The 15,974-nt window shown below is 65.2% G+C and carries 15 protein-coding genes; 12 read left to right on the top strand and 3 right to left on the bottom strand.

What is annotated here, in order from left to right:
• Nucleotides 1-1,392, top strand: coding sequence for a cysteine--tRNA ligase (cysS, locus tag ACT7B3_RS09505; RefSeq protein WP_445157757.1), 1,392 nt, complete (start codon nt 1-3; stop codon nt 1,390-1,392).
• 88 nt (nt 1,393-1,480) lie between these two features.
• Here cysS and ACT7B3_RS09500 read toward each other — a convergent pair whose 3' ends face one another.
• Nucleotides 1,481-2,467: a DUF1853 family protein gene (locus ACT7B3_RS09500; RefSeq protein ID WP_445157756.1), complete on the bottom strand. Its 987-nt coding sequence runs from the start codon at nt 2,465-2,467 to the stop codon at nt 1,481-1,483.
• 84 nt (nt 2,468-2,551) lie between these two features.
• On the opposite strand from ACT7B3_RS09500, the gene osmF reads away from it, so the two are divergent.
• The 11 genes from osmF to ACT7B3_RS09445 all read left to right on the top strand — a co-directional run bounded on the left by osmF (nt 2,552) and on the right by ACT7B3_RS09445 (nt 14,828).
• Nucleotides 2,552-3,463, top strand: a complete 912-nt coding sequence (osmF, locus tag ACT7B3_RS09495) for a glycine betaine ABC transporter substrate-binding protein OsmF (protein WP_445157755.1) — start codon at nt 2,552-2,554, stop codon at nt 3,461-3,463.
• A gap of 3 nt (nt 3,464-3,466) precedes the next feature.
• The gene (locus ACT7B3_RS09490; RefSeq protein ID WP_445157754.1) at nt 3,467-4,633 is read left to right on the top strand and encodes an ABC transporter permease; all 1,167 of its coding nucleotides are present in this window, start codon (nt 3,467-3,469) and stop codon (nt 4,631-4,633) included.
• Nucleotides 4,630-5,571: an ABC transporter ATP-binding protein gene (locus ACT7B3_RS09485; RefSeq protein ID WP_445157753.1), complete on the top strand. Its 942-nt coding sequence runs from the start codon at nt 4,630-4,632 to the stop codon at nt 5,569-5,571. The genes ACT7B3_RS09490 and ACT7B3_RS09485 overlap by 4 nt, the downstream gene beginning before the upstream one ends.
• Nucleotides 5,568-6,332, top strand: coding sequence for an ABC transporter permease (locus ACT7B3_RS09480; protein ID WP_444677651.1), 765 nt, complete (start codon nt 5,568-5,570; stop codon nt 6,330-6,332). Before ACT7B3_RS09485 ends, ACT7B3_RS09480 begins: the two co-directional genes overlap by 4 nt.
• A 236-nt stretch (nt 6,333-6,568) precedes the next feature.
• Entirely contained in the window at nt 6,569-7,795 is a 1,227-nt protein-coding gene (locus tag ACT7B3_RS09475) for a thiamine pyrophosphate-dependent dehydrogenase E1 component subunit alpha (protein WP_445157752.1), read from the top strand.
• A gap of 1 nt (nt 7,796) precedes the next feature.
• A complete protein-coding gene (locus tag ACT7B3_RS09470) occupies nt 7,797-8,774 on the top strand; it encodes an alpha-ketoacid dehydrogenase subunit beta (RefSeq protein ID WP_445157751.1) in 978 nt (325 codons plus the stop codon).
• Between the two features lie 27 nt (nt 8,775-8,801).
• Nucleotides 8,802-10,436: a dihydrolipoyllysine-residue acetyltransferase gene (locus ACT7B3_RS09465; RefSeq protein WP_445157750.1), complete on the top strand. Its 1,635-nt coding sequence runs from the start codon at nt 8,802-8,804 to the stop codon at nt 10,434-10,436.
• A 57-nt stretch (nt 10,437-10,493) separates the two neighbouring features.
• Nucleotides 10,494-12,341: a protein kinase domain-containing protein gene (locus tag ACT7B3_RS09460; RefSeq protein ID WP_445157749.1), complete on the top strand. Its 1,848-nt coding sequence runs from the start codon at nt 10,494-10,496 to the stop codon at nt 12,339-12,341.
• Nucleotides 12,342-12,409: 68 nt separating this feature from the next.
• Nucleotides 12,410-13,165 carry a 5-oxoprolinase subunit PxpA gene (locus ACT7B3_RS09455; RefSeq protein WP_444677654.1) on the top strand — a complete coding sequence of 252 codons (756 nt, stop codon included), beginning with the start codon at nt 12,410-12,412 and terminating at the stop codon, nt 13,163-13,165.
• Between the two features lie 11 nt (nt 13,166-13,176).
• On the top strand, nt 13,177-13,887 hold the full coding sequence (gene pxpB / locus ACT7B3_RS09450) for a 5-oxoprolinase subunit PxpB (protein ID WP_445157748.1): 711 nt from the start codon (nt 13,177-13,179) through the stop codon (nt 13,885-13,887).
• Nucleotides 13,884-14,828, top strand: a complete 945-nt coding sequence (locus tag ACT7B3_RS09445) for a biotin-dependent carboxyltransferase family protein (RefSeq protein WP_445157747.1) — start codon at nt 13,884-13,886, stop codon at nt 14,826-14,828. Before pxpB ends, ACT7B3_RS09445 begins: the two co-directional genes overlap by 4 nt.
• Nucleotides 14,829-14,860: 32 nt before the next feature.
• Here ACT7B3_RS09445 and ACT7B3_RS09440 read toward each other — a convergent pair whose 3' ends face one another.
• Both ACT7B3_RS09440 and csiR read right to left on the bottom strand, forming a co-directional pair.
• A complete protein-coding gene (locus tag ACT7B3_RS09440) occupies nt 14,861-15,082 on the bottom strand; it encodes a hypothetical protein (protein ID WP_445157746.1) in 222 nt (73 codons plus the stop codon).
• 124 nt (nt 15,083-15,206) lie between these two features.
• A complete protein-coding gene (gene csiR / locus ACT7B3_RS09435; RefSeq protein WP_444677658.1) occupies nt 15,207-15,893 on the bottom strand; it encodes a DNA-binding transcriptional regulator CsiR in 687 nt (228 codons plus the stop codon).
• Between the last annotated feature and the right edge of the window lie 81 nt (nt 15,894-15,974).

The raw sequence follows: 15,974 nt of genomic DNA, 5'->3' as shown, positions 1-15,974 counted from the left end.
ATGCAGATCTACAACACGCTGACGCGCCGTAAGGAGCCCTTCGCACCGATCGAGCCGGGAAAGGTGCGCATGTACGTCTGCGGCATGACCGTCTATGACTACTGCCACCTGGGCCACGCCCGGGTGATGGTGGCCTTCGACGTGGTGACCCGCTACCTGCGCTGGCGCGGCTACGACGTCACCTACGTGCGCAACATCACCGACATCGACGACAAGATCCTGCGGCGTGCCGACGAGAACGGCGAGAGCATTGCCTCGCTGACCCAGCGCATGATCGCCGCCATGCACGAGGACGAGGCGCGTCTGTTCGTCGAGCGCCCTAGCCACGAGCCCCGGGCGACCGGGCATGTCGGCGAGATCATCGCCATGGTCGAGACCTTGATCGACAAGGGCTATGCCTATGCCGCCGCCAACGGCGACGTCTACTATCGGGTGCGCAAGTTCGAGGGCTACGGCAAGCTCAACAACCGGAACCTCGACGACATGCGTGCCGGTGCTCGCGTCGAGGTCGATGAGCACAAGGAAGACCCGCTCGACTTCGTGCTGTGGAAGGCGGCCAAGCCGGGGGAGGCGAGCTGGCCCTCGCCCTGGGGCGACGGGCGTCCCGGCTGGCACATCGAATGCTCGGCCATGTCCAAGTGTTGCCTGGGCGAGACCTTCGATATCCATGGGGGCGGCCCGGACCTGACCTTCCCCCATCACGAGAACGAGATCGCCCAGAGCGAGGCCGCGAACAGCAAGCCGTTCGTCAATACCTGGATGCATGCCGGTGCGGTGCGGGTGAATCAGGAGAAGATGTCCAAGTCGCTGGGCAATTTCTTCACCATTCGTGAAGTCCTCGAGCGTCACGACCCCGAGGTGGTGCGCTTCCTGCTGGTGGCCAGCCACTATCGCAGCCCGATCAACTATGCCCCCGAATCCCTCGCCGAGGCGCGCAAGTCGTTGGAGCGTCTCTATACTGCGCTAGAGGGCGTAGTTATCGATGGCGGAGAGGTAGACAGCCGCTTCGCTGAGCGCTTCGTCAGCGTGATGGACGATGATTTCAATACGCCCGAGGCACTTTCGGTGCTGTTCGACCTGACCCGCGAGCTGAACCGGTCAAGGAAGGAAGCGCCTGACCAGGCGCCTGCCCTTGCCGCTGAGCTGCGTCGACTGGGCGGTGTGCTGGGGCTGTTGCAGCAGGAGCCGGCGGCTTTCCTTCAGGGCAACCAGGTGGCCCTGCCGCTGCCGGAGGCCGAGATCGAAGCCAGAATCGCACGGCGGGCCGAGGCCAAGCAGGCGCGCGACTTCGCTACCGCCGATGCCATTCGCGATGAATTGGTCGCCCTTGGCATCGTGCTCAAGGATTCCCGTGAAGGCACGAGCTGGATCTACGAAGCCTCGCGCCAGTGAAGGGAAGGGGCAGGGACGGTCAGTGACCGCCTGTTGCGCCCGGCTTCGGCCGGGCGCAGTGGTTTTGGCGCAAGCCAGCGGTCTCGAGTCAGGCCAGCGGACGAGGAGGCAGCGGCACCTGCAATGGCCAGCTGGCATCCACCACGAACAGCCTGCGGTGGCCTGCGCCATGGCTGGCGTGGCCGAGCAGGGCGATCTGGACCGGTGAGGCGGAACGTGAGAAGTGCTCTGCCAGGCGTGCCTCGATGTCACGCAGGGGAAGAAAAGCCTCATTGCGCGGCAAGGCCAGCCAGTGAGGCTTGGCCAGCCAGGCCGCGCGCGTCTGGGCGGGTAGCCCATCGCGCAGGGTGCGCCAGGCCGGCCAGTGCAGCCACTGGCCGCGCAGATGGTCGGGGCTCGCCTCACGAGGCGAAGGCAAGTCACCAAGCCAGGGGTAGAACAGCACGCCCGGCATGGCCATCTGGGTGCGAATGGGGGCTGGTTCAGGCGGGCCGAGGTCGCGGGGATGAATGAGCTGCTGGATGGTCGTGCGAGCCTCGGGTTGGCCGGTCAGGCGCAGCTGGTGGCGGACCAGGTGTTCGCGCTTGGTGGCCAGGCTATCGGCGCCGCCGGGGCCGATCCAGCGTGATGGGTCCGATGCCGTGCCGGGGCCTTCCGGCAGGCCCAGATAGAACTTGATGGCCACTTCGAGGTGCACCAGGCCAGGATCGTCGCGGCGGCGGTAGAGCAGGTCGAGCTCGCCCAGGGTGCGCTTGCCCTGGTGGACACGCAGGTTGCTGGCCAAGAGGCGAGTGCCCGGTGCGGTATCGAGCAGGTGCTGCCAGAGGCGCTCGTGATAATGTCCCATGCGACCGGAAGCGGTATCGCCGACGCGACGCTCCAGCGCCTGCGGGTTGGCTTCTTGTGATGCGAGGAAGTCGCGCAGCCGAGCGGGCGCCGCCAGGCCCAGGGTTTCCCTGTCGGGGCGCCCCGGCCAGGCGGTGGTGATGAGGTCGGGTGTCAGCACGATCCACGCCAGGTCGCGTACCAGCGGATGATGGCAAAGGCTGAGCAGGCGGGCAGCGTCGTCGGACATGGGGACTCCGCGTTGAGATCGGGTCTGACAGTCAAACTGTACACGCCTTATACTCTAGTGACATTCACAAGGGAGGGTGATGACATGAGACGCGTCTTGTCCGGCCTGGCTGCCTTTGCGGCGGGCTCCATGCTGCTGGTCAGTGGCACGCAGGCCAACGATAGCGTGACGGTGGCCTCGAAGATCGATACCGAAGGGGCGGTCTTGGGCCAGCTGATCATCCAGCGGCTGCAGCAGGGCGGAATCCAAACCGAAGACAGGCTGCAGCTGGGTGCCACCAATATCGTTCGCCAGGCGCTGCTGAGCGGCGAGATCGATCTCTATCCGGAGTACACCGGCAATGGCGCCTTCTTCTTCGACATGACCGACAGCGACGTCTGGCACGACGCCGCGCGCGCCTACGAGACGGTTCGTGAACGGGATGCCGAGAATGACTTGGCCTGGCTGACGCCAGCACAGGCCAATAATACCTGGGCCATGAGCGTGCGCGGCGACCTGGCGCGTGAGCATGGGCTCGAGAGCCTTGATGACCTCGCCCGCTATCTCGCCGAAGGCGGTGAGTTCAAGTTTGCCGCCAGCGCCGAGTTCGTCGATTCGCCACAGGCGCTGCCTGCCTTCCAGCAGGCCTATGGCTTCGAGCTGAGCGGGGATCAGCTGCTGGTGCTTTCGGGGGGCAATACGGCCGCCACCATGCGCGCCGCCGCCCAGCAGACCAGCGGCGTCAACGCGGCGATGACCTACGGCACCGACGGCGGCCTCCATGCGCTGGACCTGGTGGTGCTGGAGGATACGCGTGGCGTGCAGCCGGTCTACCAGCCGGCGCCCGTGGTGCGCCAGGAGGTGCTCGAGGCTCATCCCGAGATTGCCGAGCTGCTCAGACCACTGTTCGAATCCCTGGACCTGGAGACCCTGCAGGCGCTGAATGGCCAGGTAGCGGTGGAAGGGCGCGACCCGCGCCAGGTGGCCGAGGAGTACCTGGCCGAGCTGCGGGAGTGAGGCGTGATTGAAGGCAGACAGGCACCCAACTGGGTGCTGGTGAGCCTTGCGCTGATGGCGTTGCTGGCGTGGCTCTCGCTCGATGCGGTCACGGTGGCCGCCAACCGGATCGTGCCCGGTATCCCCCAGGCGGCGCTGACTGTCATGGGCGGCTGGCCGGCGCTGCTGCTGGCCTTGCCGCTGCTGGCCGTGGTGGTTCTGGCCTGGCGGCCCGACCGCCGGAGCCTTTGGCTGGCGCTGGCCGCCGTGATGGCTGTGCTGCTGCTGCTGCCGTTCTGGCTGTCGGCGGCGGCCTCCACGCTGGTGAGCCCTGACCTGCCCCAGGCGCGTATCGGTATCGGCACTTCGTTCTGGCTGCTGAATTTTCTGCTGTTGCTGGCCATGATCGAGCTGCGCACCCGCCTCGGGCTGTCGCGGCCACAAGGCTGGCTGCTGCTGCTTCCCGTGGTGCTGGCCTGGTGGCTGGCGCTGTCCCTATGGCTTGAGCCGCTGGCGCTGAATCGCGAGTACCAGGCGCGCAGCGAGCAGTTCATGGCGGCGCTAAGCATGCATCTCCGGTTGGTGGGTGCGGCGGTCGGCGCAAGCCTGCTGCTGGCTGCGCTGCTGGTCATGCTCATGCGCCGCCATGCCGGCGCCCGCAAGGCGGTATTTGCAGTGCTCAACGTCGTGCAGACCATTCCCAGCCTGGCGCTGTTCGGCCTGTTGCTGGCGCCGCTGGCCTGGCTTGGCGCCCGGGTCGACTGGCTGGGTGCGCTTGGGGTGGGCGGTATCGGCTGGGCGCCGGCCTTTCTCGCCTTGCTCGGTTACAGCCTGCTGCCCATGGTGCGCAACCTCTTTGTGGCCCTGGAAGGCGTAGAGCCTGCCGTCATCGAGTCCGCCTGCGGCATGGGCATGAGCCAGCGCCAGGTGTTCTGGCAGGTGCGCCTGCCGCTGGCGCTGCCGGTGGTGCTGGAGGGCGTGCGCATCACCACGGTGCAGGCCATCGGCCTGACGGCGGTGGCGGCGCTGATCGGCGCGGGGGGGCTCGGTACTTTCATCTTTCAGGGACTGGGGCAGGCGGCCATGGACATGGTGCTCCTCGGGGCGTTGCCGATCGTCGTGCTGGCCCTGCTGGCGGACGCCCTGCTGGGCGCCTTGACCGACTACCTGCGCCCAGGAGGGGCTGGATGATCGAACTTTCAGGGGTCACCAAGCGCTTCGGCGACACCACGGCGGTCAATGCTGTCACGTTGAGCATCAAACCAGGGCAGCTGTGCGTGCTGGTGGGCACGTCGGGCTGCGGCAAATCCACCACCCTGCGCATGATCAACCGGCTGATTGCGCATGATGAAGGTGAGATTCGCTTGGATGGCCAGCCGGTAGGCGAGTTTGAGGAGGCGCTGCTACGCCGCCGCATCGGCTACGTGATCCAGAGCACGGGGCTTTTCCCTCACTGGACAGTGGCACGCAATATCGGCGTCGTGCCGCGGCTGCTCAAGTGGCAGCGCCAGCGGGTCAGGGAGCGCGTCGAGGAATTAATGCAGCTGCTTGGGCTGCCGGTGGAAACCTTTGCCGGCAAGTACCCGCACCAGCTGTCGGGCGGTCAGGCCCAGCGCGTCGGCGTGGCCAGGGCGTTGGCGGCGGATCCCGACATTCTGCTGATGGATGAGCCCTTCGGGGCGCTGGACCCGATCACTCGCCGCACCCTGCAGCATGAAATGCTGACGCTCCAGGCGCGGCTGCGCAAGACCATCGTCTTTGTCACCCATGATATGGATGAAGCCCTGGCGCTGGCCGACCAACTGGTGGTGATGGATGCCGGGCGGATCGTGCAGCAGGGGGCTCCCATCGAGCTGCTGCGTGAACCGACCAGCCCTTTCGTGGAGTCGCTGCTGGGGGGCCAGGATCGCGGCCTGAAGGAAGCGGCGCTGCTGAGGGTCAAGGATCGCATGCTGCCGCTGGGGCCACGGCTGCTCGCCAGCGAGCGCATCGACCTGGAGGCGCCGCTCAGCCAGGCGCTGTCGGTCATGCTGTGGCACCGCGTCGACCGGCTGACCGTGGTCGACCGTGACGACCTGCCAATCGGCGAGCTGTCGCTGCGTCGGCTGCTCGGAGCCAAGCCGGGATGAGCGCCAAGGTCACCGAGACGCCGCGCGTCGTACTGAGCCAGGGCCTGCAGCGCTGGGCGGTGCCGCTGGGGTGGCTGCTGGCACTGCTGGTGCTCACCTTCGGCATGGCACAGTTCGAAGCGCTGTTTCGTTTCATCGAGCCCCACAGTCGGGCCGTAATCTATCCTCGCGCCAGCTTCGCTGCGTTGCTGGGGCAGCATGTCCTGGTGGTGGCTTTCTCGTCGCTGCTGTCGATCCTGCTGGGAGTAGGTGCTGCGGTAGCCGTTACGCGCCCGGCGGGTCGCGACTTCCTGCCGCTGGTGTCGCAGCTCGCTTCCATCGGCCAGACGTTTCCTCCCGTGGCGGTACTGGCCCTGGCCGTGCCGGCGCTGGGCTTCGGTACCGTTCCCATCATTGTCGCGCTGGTGCTGTATGGGCTGCTGCCCATCGTGCGAAATACCCTGGTCGGTATTGGCGGGGTGAGCCAGTCGGTGCATGAAGCGGCGCGCGGCATGGGCATGACCCGGCGGCAGCGGCTGCTGCAGGTAGAGCTGCCGTTGGCCGCTCCGGTGATCCTGGCCGGCATTCGCACCTCGGTCACCATTAATATCGCCACCGCCGCGCTTGGCGCCACGGTGGGTGCCAGCAACTTGGGCGATCCGATCATTGCCGGCATTGTCAACAACAATACGGCCTATATCGTTCAGGGTGCCCTGCTCATCGGCCTGCTCGCTCTCACCGTCGATAGCGTGTTCGAGCGACTCGTCACGCCGCGGCGTTGAGCGCCGCCCGGCACAGGGAGTTTGTTTACAAAAGCCACAAGATTTCCCGCCTTTCTGCCGAATAGGCAGAATTTCCAATGGCAAAGGGGATGCGTTTGGTCGCATCTTACGTTAACGTCAACCTTTCCAGCGTTGGCGGACTGCTGGGAACGACCTCTGGCAGCCCACGCCATTTGCGTCGACACTGCCCTCAAAAGGGGCGGTTTTCCTCCTGCCACCACCCAAGGACCAGGATGATGACAACAACACACGACATCCACACGCCACGCTTCATGGTTGGCGATGAACTGCATATCCCCACGTTCCGGCTGCTCAGGCAGGATGGAACCCTGCACGAGGAGGCCGATGCGCCCGACCTCGATGAGGAAACGGCGCTCCGGATCTACCGTGCCATGCTGGCCACCCGGGTGCTCGACGAGCGCATGATGGCCGCGCAGCGCCAGGGCCGGCTGTCGTTCTACATGCAGTGCACCGGTGAAGAGGCCGCCGTGATCGGCGCCACCGCAGCGCTGGAAGATGCCGACATGATCATGGCGCAGTACCGAGAGCAGGGCGCGCTAGTCTACCGTGGCTTCAGCTACGACGAGTTCATGAACCAGCTGTTCGGCAACGAGCTCGATTACGGTAAGGGTCGCCAGATGCCGATCCACTATGGGTCGCGTAAGCTGCACTACATGACCATCTCGTCCCCGCTGGCCACCCAGATCCCCCAGGCGGCAGGCTATGCCTATGGCCAGAAGCTGGCCGGCGAAGGGCACTGCACCATTACCTTCTTCGGAGAAGGGGCCGCCTCCGAGGGCGACTTCCACGCCGCGCTGAACATGGCGTCGGTGCACAAGGTGCCGGTGATCTTCTTCTGTCGCAACAACGGCTACGCCATCTCCACACCCGCAAGCGAGCAGTTCGCTGCCGACGGCATCGCACCGCGGGCCTTCGGTTATCGCATGCATGCGATCCGCGTCGACGGCAACGACGTCCTGGCGGTCTATCGTGCCACCGAGGAGGCGCGCCGCATTGCGGTGGAGCGCAACGAACCGGTGTTGATCGAGGCGATGACCTATCGGCTGGCGGCTCACTCCTCGTCGGACGACCCGTCCGGCTATCGTTCCCGCAAGGAGGAGGAGGCCTGGCGCGAGAAGGACCCCATTTCACGCATGAGGGCGTGGCTGCTGGACCAGGGCTGGTGGAGCGAAGAGGAGGAGAAGAACCTGCAGGAGACCCTGCGCCGCGAGGTGCTCGACACCATGAAGCGTGCCGAGAAGCGGCCACCGCCGCCACTGGAGTCGCTGGTGACAGACGTCTATGCCGACGTGACGCCGGCGCTGCAGCGCCAGCTCGATGGCCTCAAGCGCCATATCCGCAAGTATCCGGATGCCTACCCGAAAGGCGCGCGATCCCTCGACCCGGATGTGCGCGACACCCAGCCAGATGCCACCGCTGGCGACGACCAGGGGAGAGCCTGAGATGCCCAAGATGAACATGCTGCAGGCGATCAACAACGCGCTGGACATCGCCATGGCCGAGGACGACAAGGTACTCTGCTTCGGCGAGGATGTGGGAATCTTCGGTGGGGTGTTCCGCGCCACCAGTCATCTGCAGGAAAAATACGGCAAGGCTCGCTGCTTCAACACGCCGCTGGTGGAGCAGGGCATCATCGGCTTCGCCAACGGCCTCGCCGCCCAGGGCTCGGTGCCGGTGGCCGAGATTCAGTTTGCCGATTACATCTTTCCGGCCTTCGACCAGATCGTCAACGAGTCGGCCAAGTTCCGCTTTCGCTCCGGTGACCTGTTCAACGTCGGTGGCCTGACCATCCGTACGCCCTATGGCGGCGGGATTTCCGGCGGTCTCTACCATTCCCAGTCGCCGGAGGCCTACTTCGCACACACGCCGGGGCTGAAGATCCTCGTGCCGCGCAACCCCTACCAGGCCAAGGGGCTGCTGCTCTCTGCCATTCGCGACCCTGATCCGGTCATCTTCTTCGAGCCCAAGCGCCTCTACCGTGCCGCGGTAGGCGAAGTGCCCGAGGAGGACTACCAGCTGCCCATCGGCGAAGCCGAGGTGACCAAGGAGGGCAGCGACGTCACCGTGCTGGGCTGGGGCGCCCAGATGGAAGTGATCGACCGCGCCGTGGAACTGGCCGAGAAGGAAGGCATTTCCTGTGAAGTCATTGACCTGCGCACCATCATGCCGTGGGACGAAGACACCGTGGTCGAGTCGGTGCTGAAGACCGGACGGCTGGTAATCACCCACGAGGCGCCGCGTACCGGTGGCTTCGCCGCCGAGATCGCCGCTACCGTCCAGGAGCGCTGTTTCCTGTACCTGGAATCGCCTATCGAACGGGTGACGGGGCTGGATACGCCTTTCCCGCTGACGCTGGAAAAGGAATACCTGCCCGACCACCTGAAGATCTTCGAGGCGATCAAGGCATCCGTGGCGTACTGACGCCCGATATCAGGACAGGAGAGAACGATGAGCGATTTCAAGCTGCCCGATATCGGCGAAGGTATCGTGGAGTGTGAGGTGGTCGAGTGGCGTGTGAGCGAAGGCGAGGAGATCGCTGAGGACCAGCCGGTGGTCGAGGTAATGACCGACAAGGCGCTGGTCGAGATCACCGCCCCCGAGGCGGGCCGTGTCACCCGGCTTTATGTGGCGAAAGGCGATATCGCCAAGGTGCACGCCCCGCTGTTTGCCTACGAGGCAGTGGGGGAGGAGCCTGCGACGCCAGACGCACCGCCGCGCCCCCGGGTGGAAGAGGAAGCCGTCAGCCCTGCCGCCGAGGCCCCGCCTGCCGCCCAGGCGTCAACGGCCCCCGCGTCATCCGCCAAGACAAAGGATTTCATTCTGCCCGATATCGGCGAAGGCATCGTCGAGTGTGAAGTCGTCGAGTGGCGTGTTGCCGAAGGAGAGGCCATCGCCGAAGACCAGCCGCTGGTCGACGTGATGACCGACAAGGCGCTGGTCGAGATCACCGCGCCGGAAGCCGGCGTGGTGAGCAAGCTGCATGTGGCCAAGGGCGAGATTGCCAAGGTGCATGCGCCGCTGTTTGCCTATGTGCCGGACCTGGCCGGCGAAAGCGAACCCGCCCCGGCGAGCTCGGGGTCGGTGGCCAGCGCTGAAAGTTCCGCCAGTATTGCTCCCTGCGCCGCCGTTGGAGGCGAGGGCGGCGGACGGGGGGCCTACGGGCGCACTCCCGCAAGCCCGGCGGTGCGGCGCCTGGTGCGCGAGCACGGCCTGAGTCTGGACGCCGTGGCCGGCTCAGGCAAGGATGGCCGCGTGCTCAAGGAGGACGTGCTGCGACATCTCGAGCACGGGGAGGCGAGCCCCACTCAGGAGGCGGCGACGTCCACGTCCGCAGCATCGCCGGCCAAGCCGGCCCCGGTGCCTCAGGCCGCGGAGGGCGAGGTGCGGGTCGAGCCGATTCGCGGTGTACGTGCGGTGATGGCCAGGCGCATGGTCGAGTCGGCCACTACTATCCCGCACTTCCAGTACGGCGAGGAGATCGACGTCACCGAACTGCTGGCCTTACGCGAGCGCTTGAAGCCGCTGGCCGAGGCGCAGCAGGTGCGCCTGACCCTGATGCCCTTCTTCATGAAGGCGCTGGCCCTGGCGGTGCGCGAAGAGCCGATTCTCAATGCCCGTTTGAATGCCGAGGTCACCGAGATCCACTATCTGCCCTCAGTGAACGTCGGCATGGCAGTGGACAGCCAGAGCGGGCTGATCGTGCCCAACGTCAAGCACGTGGAGCGGCGTAGCGTGCTGGAGGTGGCACGCGAGATCCAGCGCCTCACCGGCGCCGCCCGCGAAGGTCGGGTGGCCCAGGAGGATCTCAAGGGGGGCACCATCAGCATCTCCAATATCGGCGCCTTCGGCGGCACCTACGCGGCGCCCATCATCAACGCCCCTGAGCTGGCCATTGTCGCCATCGGCAAGAGCCAGTGGCTGCCGCGCTTCGATGCGCAAGGCGAGCTGGCCAAGCGGGCGATCATGACCGTGACCTGGGCCGGTGACCACCGGGTCATCGATGGCGGTACCATTGCGCGCTTCTGCAACGCCTGGAAGGGCTACCTGGAAGCGCCGGAAACCATGCTGCTTCATCTCGGCTGATCGCCGCCGCCCGAGCCCAATGGCTCGGGCGTCTTCTCTCCTGTGGGGATGCCCGCCATGTCCCAGGCACAGCTACAGCAGTTCTACATTCCGGAAGAGCAGTCGATCTACCTGCTCAGTCATGACGATGCGCGTAAGCTCAAGGCGTGGGTGGCGCTGTGCCAGGCTCAGCTCGAACAGCTGGGGTACCGCGAGATCGCGCTGATCGGCAAGGGTGCCTATGGCTTCGTGTTCGCCGGCATCGCGCCCCATGGCGAGGAGTACGTTTTCAAGTTTACCCGGGTCAACCTGCCCCAGCAGCTGCAGGATCGCCTCGAGGAGGAGGCGTTCATGCTGGAGCAGGTCGTGCACCCCCGCGTGCCTCGGCTGGTGGCCTTCCAACGCGTGCGCAACCAGTCGATCCTGGTCATGCAACGGGCGCCGGGGCTCAATCTCGAAGAGGTCTCGCTACGGCAAGGGCGGCTTTCGCCGCGCCTGGTGGTGCGAATCGCCGATCAGCTTGCCGATATCCTGCGCAGCCTGCGGCGTGAAGCCGGGCCTTCGGGGCGGCCTATCGTGCATGGCGATATCAAGCCGTCGAACCTGGTGTTCGATGCGGAGCGGGAAACCATTGCCTTGATCGACTGGGGCTCCTCCGTCTTTGCCCAGCTCGACGCCAACCAGCAGTTCGTGGCGTCCAACGTCATGGAGCTGATGTCCGACAACCTGCAGCAGACCAATGCACGCCTCGGCGACGTCTATTTCATCGGCGACGAACAGCTCAACGGGGCGCTCTCGTCGCCGCGGTTTGACGAGCAGGGCACGGCCGGCACGCTCTACGCCCTGGCGTCGGCACAGTCATGCCGTTTCGGGCAGCGGGCTATTCCGGCCACTTCCCTGGGCCTGCCCATGGAGTTTGCGCGAATGCTCGACGGCATGCTCGATGACGACCCCCGCATTCGCCGCCGGGCCGGGGATCACTTCATCAGCGAGATGCCGAGGCTGGCCCGGGTGGTGATGATCGACTTGCCGGAGCCGGCCGAGGTACCGCTGGTGCCGACCTGGGTAAGGCCGTCGACGCGGGAGATCGACACGGTGGTCTACAGCTCGCGCAAGGCCTTCCTGCGTGAGGAGGGAGGGCATGAGACCCTCAACGACATCAACGATGTGCAGCTCGATCGCTACTACAAGAACTTCATGCAGGGCATGGGCGAAACCGAGAAGGCCTTCCTGGCGGCGGTAAGCCGGCTCGGCAGGTACCCGGTGGTGGGTGGGCTGGCGGTGCGCTGGGAGGCCGATGGCGTCTACATCGACACCTCGCTCAACCTGCATGACCCCGGCCTGCGGCCGGCGTTCGTCGCCGCCGTCAACAACATGGTCAACCTGGCTCAAGCGATCTACCGCCAAGGCATCTTCAAGAGCTGCCTGTTCAATGCCCGCGATACCTTGCACCTGGACCGGGAAGGCCCGGCTCATCCCTTCGCCATTACGCCCGGCATGCGGCTGCGCTACGAAGTGAGTGCCGTGCCGGAGCTTGAGGACAGCAGCCGACTGCATAGCTACTTCGAGGATGGGCCCGATCCTGAGGAGTTCCTGGTGCTGCCCGAGCCAATCATCACCTCGCTCGAGGCGCTCAACGAGATTCACCATACCGGGATGATCATCTTCGAGGCGCTGCCCCAGCATCTCAAGATCCACAGCTATTATCGCCTGCTCGACCCCGCCCGCGAGGCCGAGTTTCGCGCCCGGCTCGAGGATATTCTCGATGCGGTCGGACTCATCGAGGGCCTCGGGGTGTCCGGCTTCATGAAGATGCCCTACAAGGACACACGCTTCTTCACCCATGTCGAGCGCCAGCCCGAGCGCTACTATCCGCGAAACCCCCGCGAGTGGGCAGAGCCGTCGGCGCCCGAGCGCACTCGGTAAGGTTTGTGCCCCGGTGGCTTCGCGTCGAAACGCTGGTAAATTCTTCCTTTTGCCTAGGCGAGGGAACCATGACGACGCTGCTGCTCAACGCTGACATGGGAGAAAGCTTCGGCCCCTGGGTCATGGGACGCGACTCCGAGGTGATGCCTCACGTGGACCTTGCCAATGTGGCCTGCGGTTTCCATGCCTCCGATCCCGATGTCATCCGCAAGACGGTGCGCCTGGCCCGCCAGCACGGCGTATGCGTAGGTGCGCACCCCGCCTATCCCGACCTGGTTGGTTTCGGGCGTCGTTCTCTGGCCTGCTCGGCGGCCGAAATCGAGAACATGGTGCTGTACCAGTTGGGTGCTCTGACGGCGCTGTGCCGGGCCGAGGGTATCGAGGTCAGCTACGTGAAGCCGCATGGGGCGCTTTACAACGATATGGCGCGTGACCCCGAGATCATGACGGCGGTGATGCGTGCCATCCTGGCCTATGACCCCGGGCTGCCACTGATGACCATGGCAACCCGCGATACCTCGGCGGTGAGCGCCCTGGCGCGAGAACAAGGCGTGACCCTCTGGTTCGAGGCCTTTGCTGACCGCGCCTATGACGGCGACGGGCGTCTCATTGCCCGCCGCGAGCCAGGGGCGGTACACCATGATCCCGAGGTCATCGTCGACCAGGCGCGGCGTATCGCTACCGGTCGGCCGCTTGTTGCCAGCGATGGCAGTGACCTTGTGCTAATCGCGGACACGCTCTGTGTGCATGGGGACAACCCGGAGTCCATTGCCGCCGTAAAGGCCATTCGCCAGGCACTGGATGCGCTTGGGGACGATTCGTGAGCGGCAGGAGAGTGAAATTGCCGCGGCTGGAGTCGGCCGGGCTGGATGGCTGGATGGTGCGACTGTTCGAGCGCATCGACGAGCAGAATCTGCCCTGGATCACGGCGCTGATGCGGCGCAGCGAGGCGGCCTTCGGCGCCGCTCTGGTAGACTTGGTGCCTTCCTACACCACGCTGCTGGTGGTCTTCGACCCCCTCAACCTGACCCCACTGGAGGCGCGTCACCGCCTGCAGGCACTGCTCCACGAACTGGTGCCGGATGGTCCCACGGCGTCGGGAGACGTGCATGAGCTGCCCACCTGGTATGACCCAAGCGTCGGGCCAGACCTGGAGCGGGTAGCCGGGCATACCGGCATGAGCGTCGAGAAAGTGATCGAACGTCATGCCGGTACCGACTATCGCGTCTTCGCCCTCGGCTTTGCTCCCGGTTTTGCCTTTATGGGCCTGCTGGATGCCTGCCTGGAGATGCCGCGCCTGGCTACCCCGCGAAAGTGGGTGCCGGTGAATAGCGTGGCGATTGCCGGCCGCCAGACGGCGGCCTATCCCGCCGTGACGCCGGGAGGATGGAACCTGCTGGGCCGCACCTCGGTGCGCCTGTTCGATCGCGACCGCGACGGTTTCAGCCTGCTCAAGGTGGGCGACAGGGTGCGCTTCGTGCCGGTTGACCGCCACACCTTCGAGGCCCGTGGAGGCGATACCACCCCAACGGAGGCTCGTCGATGAATGAGTATACCGTTATCGGTTTTCGCGTCGAACAAGCAGGACCCCTGGCGTTGCTTCAGGATGCCGGTCGTTTCGGCGTGCGTCGCCTTGGCGTGACCCAAGGAGGGCCGGCAGATCTCCATGCTTGGAGCTGGGCCAACCGACTCGCCGGCAATGCCTGGGGGGCTGCGGCGCTCGAGATTACGTTCGGCGGGCTCACCCTTGTGGCCGAGCGTGACCTTGTGTTGGCCGTGGCCGGGGCTGACCTGGGGGCCAGCCTCGATGGCCAGCCGTTGCCCATCTGGCAGCGCTTCCCTTGCGGGAAAGGCCAGCGGCTGAGCTTCGCTTCGCCGGTCAATGGTCTGCGCGCTTATCTGGCGGTGGCGGGAGGCTTCCACGCTAATGCAGTGCTAGGCAGCGTCGCCTGCGTAGTACGTGAGGGGCTCGGCGGTTTCGACGGCCGCGGCAGCAAGCTGGCACAGGGCGATCGACTGACGGTGATGCCTGCCGCTCCCGCCGGGGGCGGCTTGCGTCAGGCCCCGGCGGAGGCGCGGATCGATTATCGAGTGCCTGCAGCCCTGTCCCTGCTGCCCGGCGCCCAGATCGGCGAATTCACCGGCCGAAGTCTTTTCCGGGCCTTCAATGCGACATGGCGGGTGGACGATCGTGCCGATCGCATGGGGGTCAGGCTCACGGGACCGAAACTTGAATTCCGTGGTGATTCGCTGATCTCCGAAGGAATCGGTCTTGGCGCAGTGCAGGTCCCGCCGGATGGCCAGCCCATCGCACTGCTCAATGACCGCCAGACGATAGGTGGCTACCCCAGGCTCGGTGCGCTGACACCGTTGGCAGCGTCACGCCTGGCCCAGTGCCTGCCGGGCCAGGCGATACGTCTGGCGCCAGACACTCCGGAACGGGCTCTCGCGGCCTACCGTCGTTTCCGAGCTGTCTTTGGCGCATGATGACAAGCCAGGGGGCGTTTGCAAAAGCCGGTTCAGGCGCCCAAGCCGCTTTCGCGCAGCAGCTGGTCGATGGTCGGGCCATTTACCGGGTCGAGGCGGGCATCGGCGCCCTCCATCAGCAGCTCGGCTTCCAGCTCTGCCAGGCCGCGACCCAGGCAGCGCTCGATCAGCTCCGCCTTGCTGAGATCGGTTCCTTGAAGAAGGCATTCCAGCCGGTCTTCGACTTCACGTGAAAAACGCAGGATGTGTGGCATAACGCCCTCCTTCGGGCCGGCAACGATAGGGCTGCGCTTGGCCGGTTGTCTCTACAAAATAAAACGTGAGTTTCATCTTGTCACGGCCACAGTATGGCCGAGTGTAGTGACAGGAAGGTGACGGTCAGGCCAGGCCGCGTCGTGTCATCACCTCGGTGATGATCGGTACCGGTGTCATCAGGTGCTCGCGCATCATCTCTCCGGCCTGCTCGGCACGACGGGCGAGAATCACCTCGACCAGCGCGGCATGCTCCTGGCGCTTGCGCTCGAGGGCGTCTTCGGAGAAGACCGTTTCGCGCAGCCAGAGGTGGCGATAGCGTTCGACCTGATCGAACAGGCTTTCGCGGACCTGAAGCAGGTGAGGAGAGCCACAGCCGCTGGCGATGGCAGTATGAAAGGCCTTGTGGCGGGTGTCCCAGACATCGAGCAGCTCGTCCGGTGTATTGACCTCCATAACTTTGGAGAGGGTATGAGCCGTGGCCAGAATCTCCGCTTCCCAGGCGTCGTCGCCACGCTCGATCGCAAGCGTGAGTATCAGCCCTTCGAGCTGGGCTCGGGCGTCATAGATGTCCTTCAGCTCGGCCAGGGACATCGGGGCGACTCGATAGCCCCGCTGGCTGATGGCAATTACCAGCCGCTCTGCCACCAGCTGAGACAGGGCTTCGCGAAGCGGGCCGATTCCCAGGCGATAGCGATCCTTGAGCCGGCTCATGAGCAGTTTTTCTCCCGGCTGGAAGATGCCGCGGATGATGTCATGCTTGAGCCAGCTATAGGCGCTGATGCCCAGGTTCTGTCGGGGCGAACTATCCATGGCGTACATCCTTGCTTTTAGCCGCATCATAACCAATTGCTGCCGATAACGGTAACCGCAAGACATTATGATGAATTGTCT

Source organism: Halomonas sp. E14 (assembly GCF_052568415.1).
The sequence above is the reverse complement of the archived record's forward strand: the minus strand, read 5'-3'. Positions and strand labels throughout refer to the sequence as shown.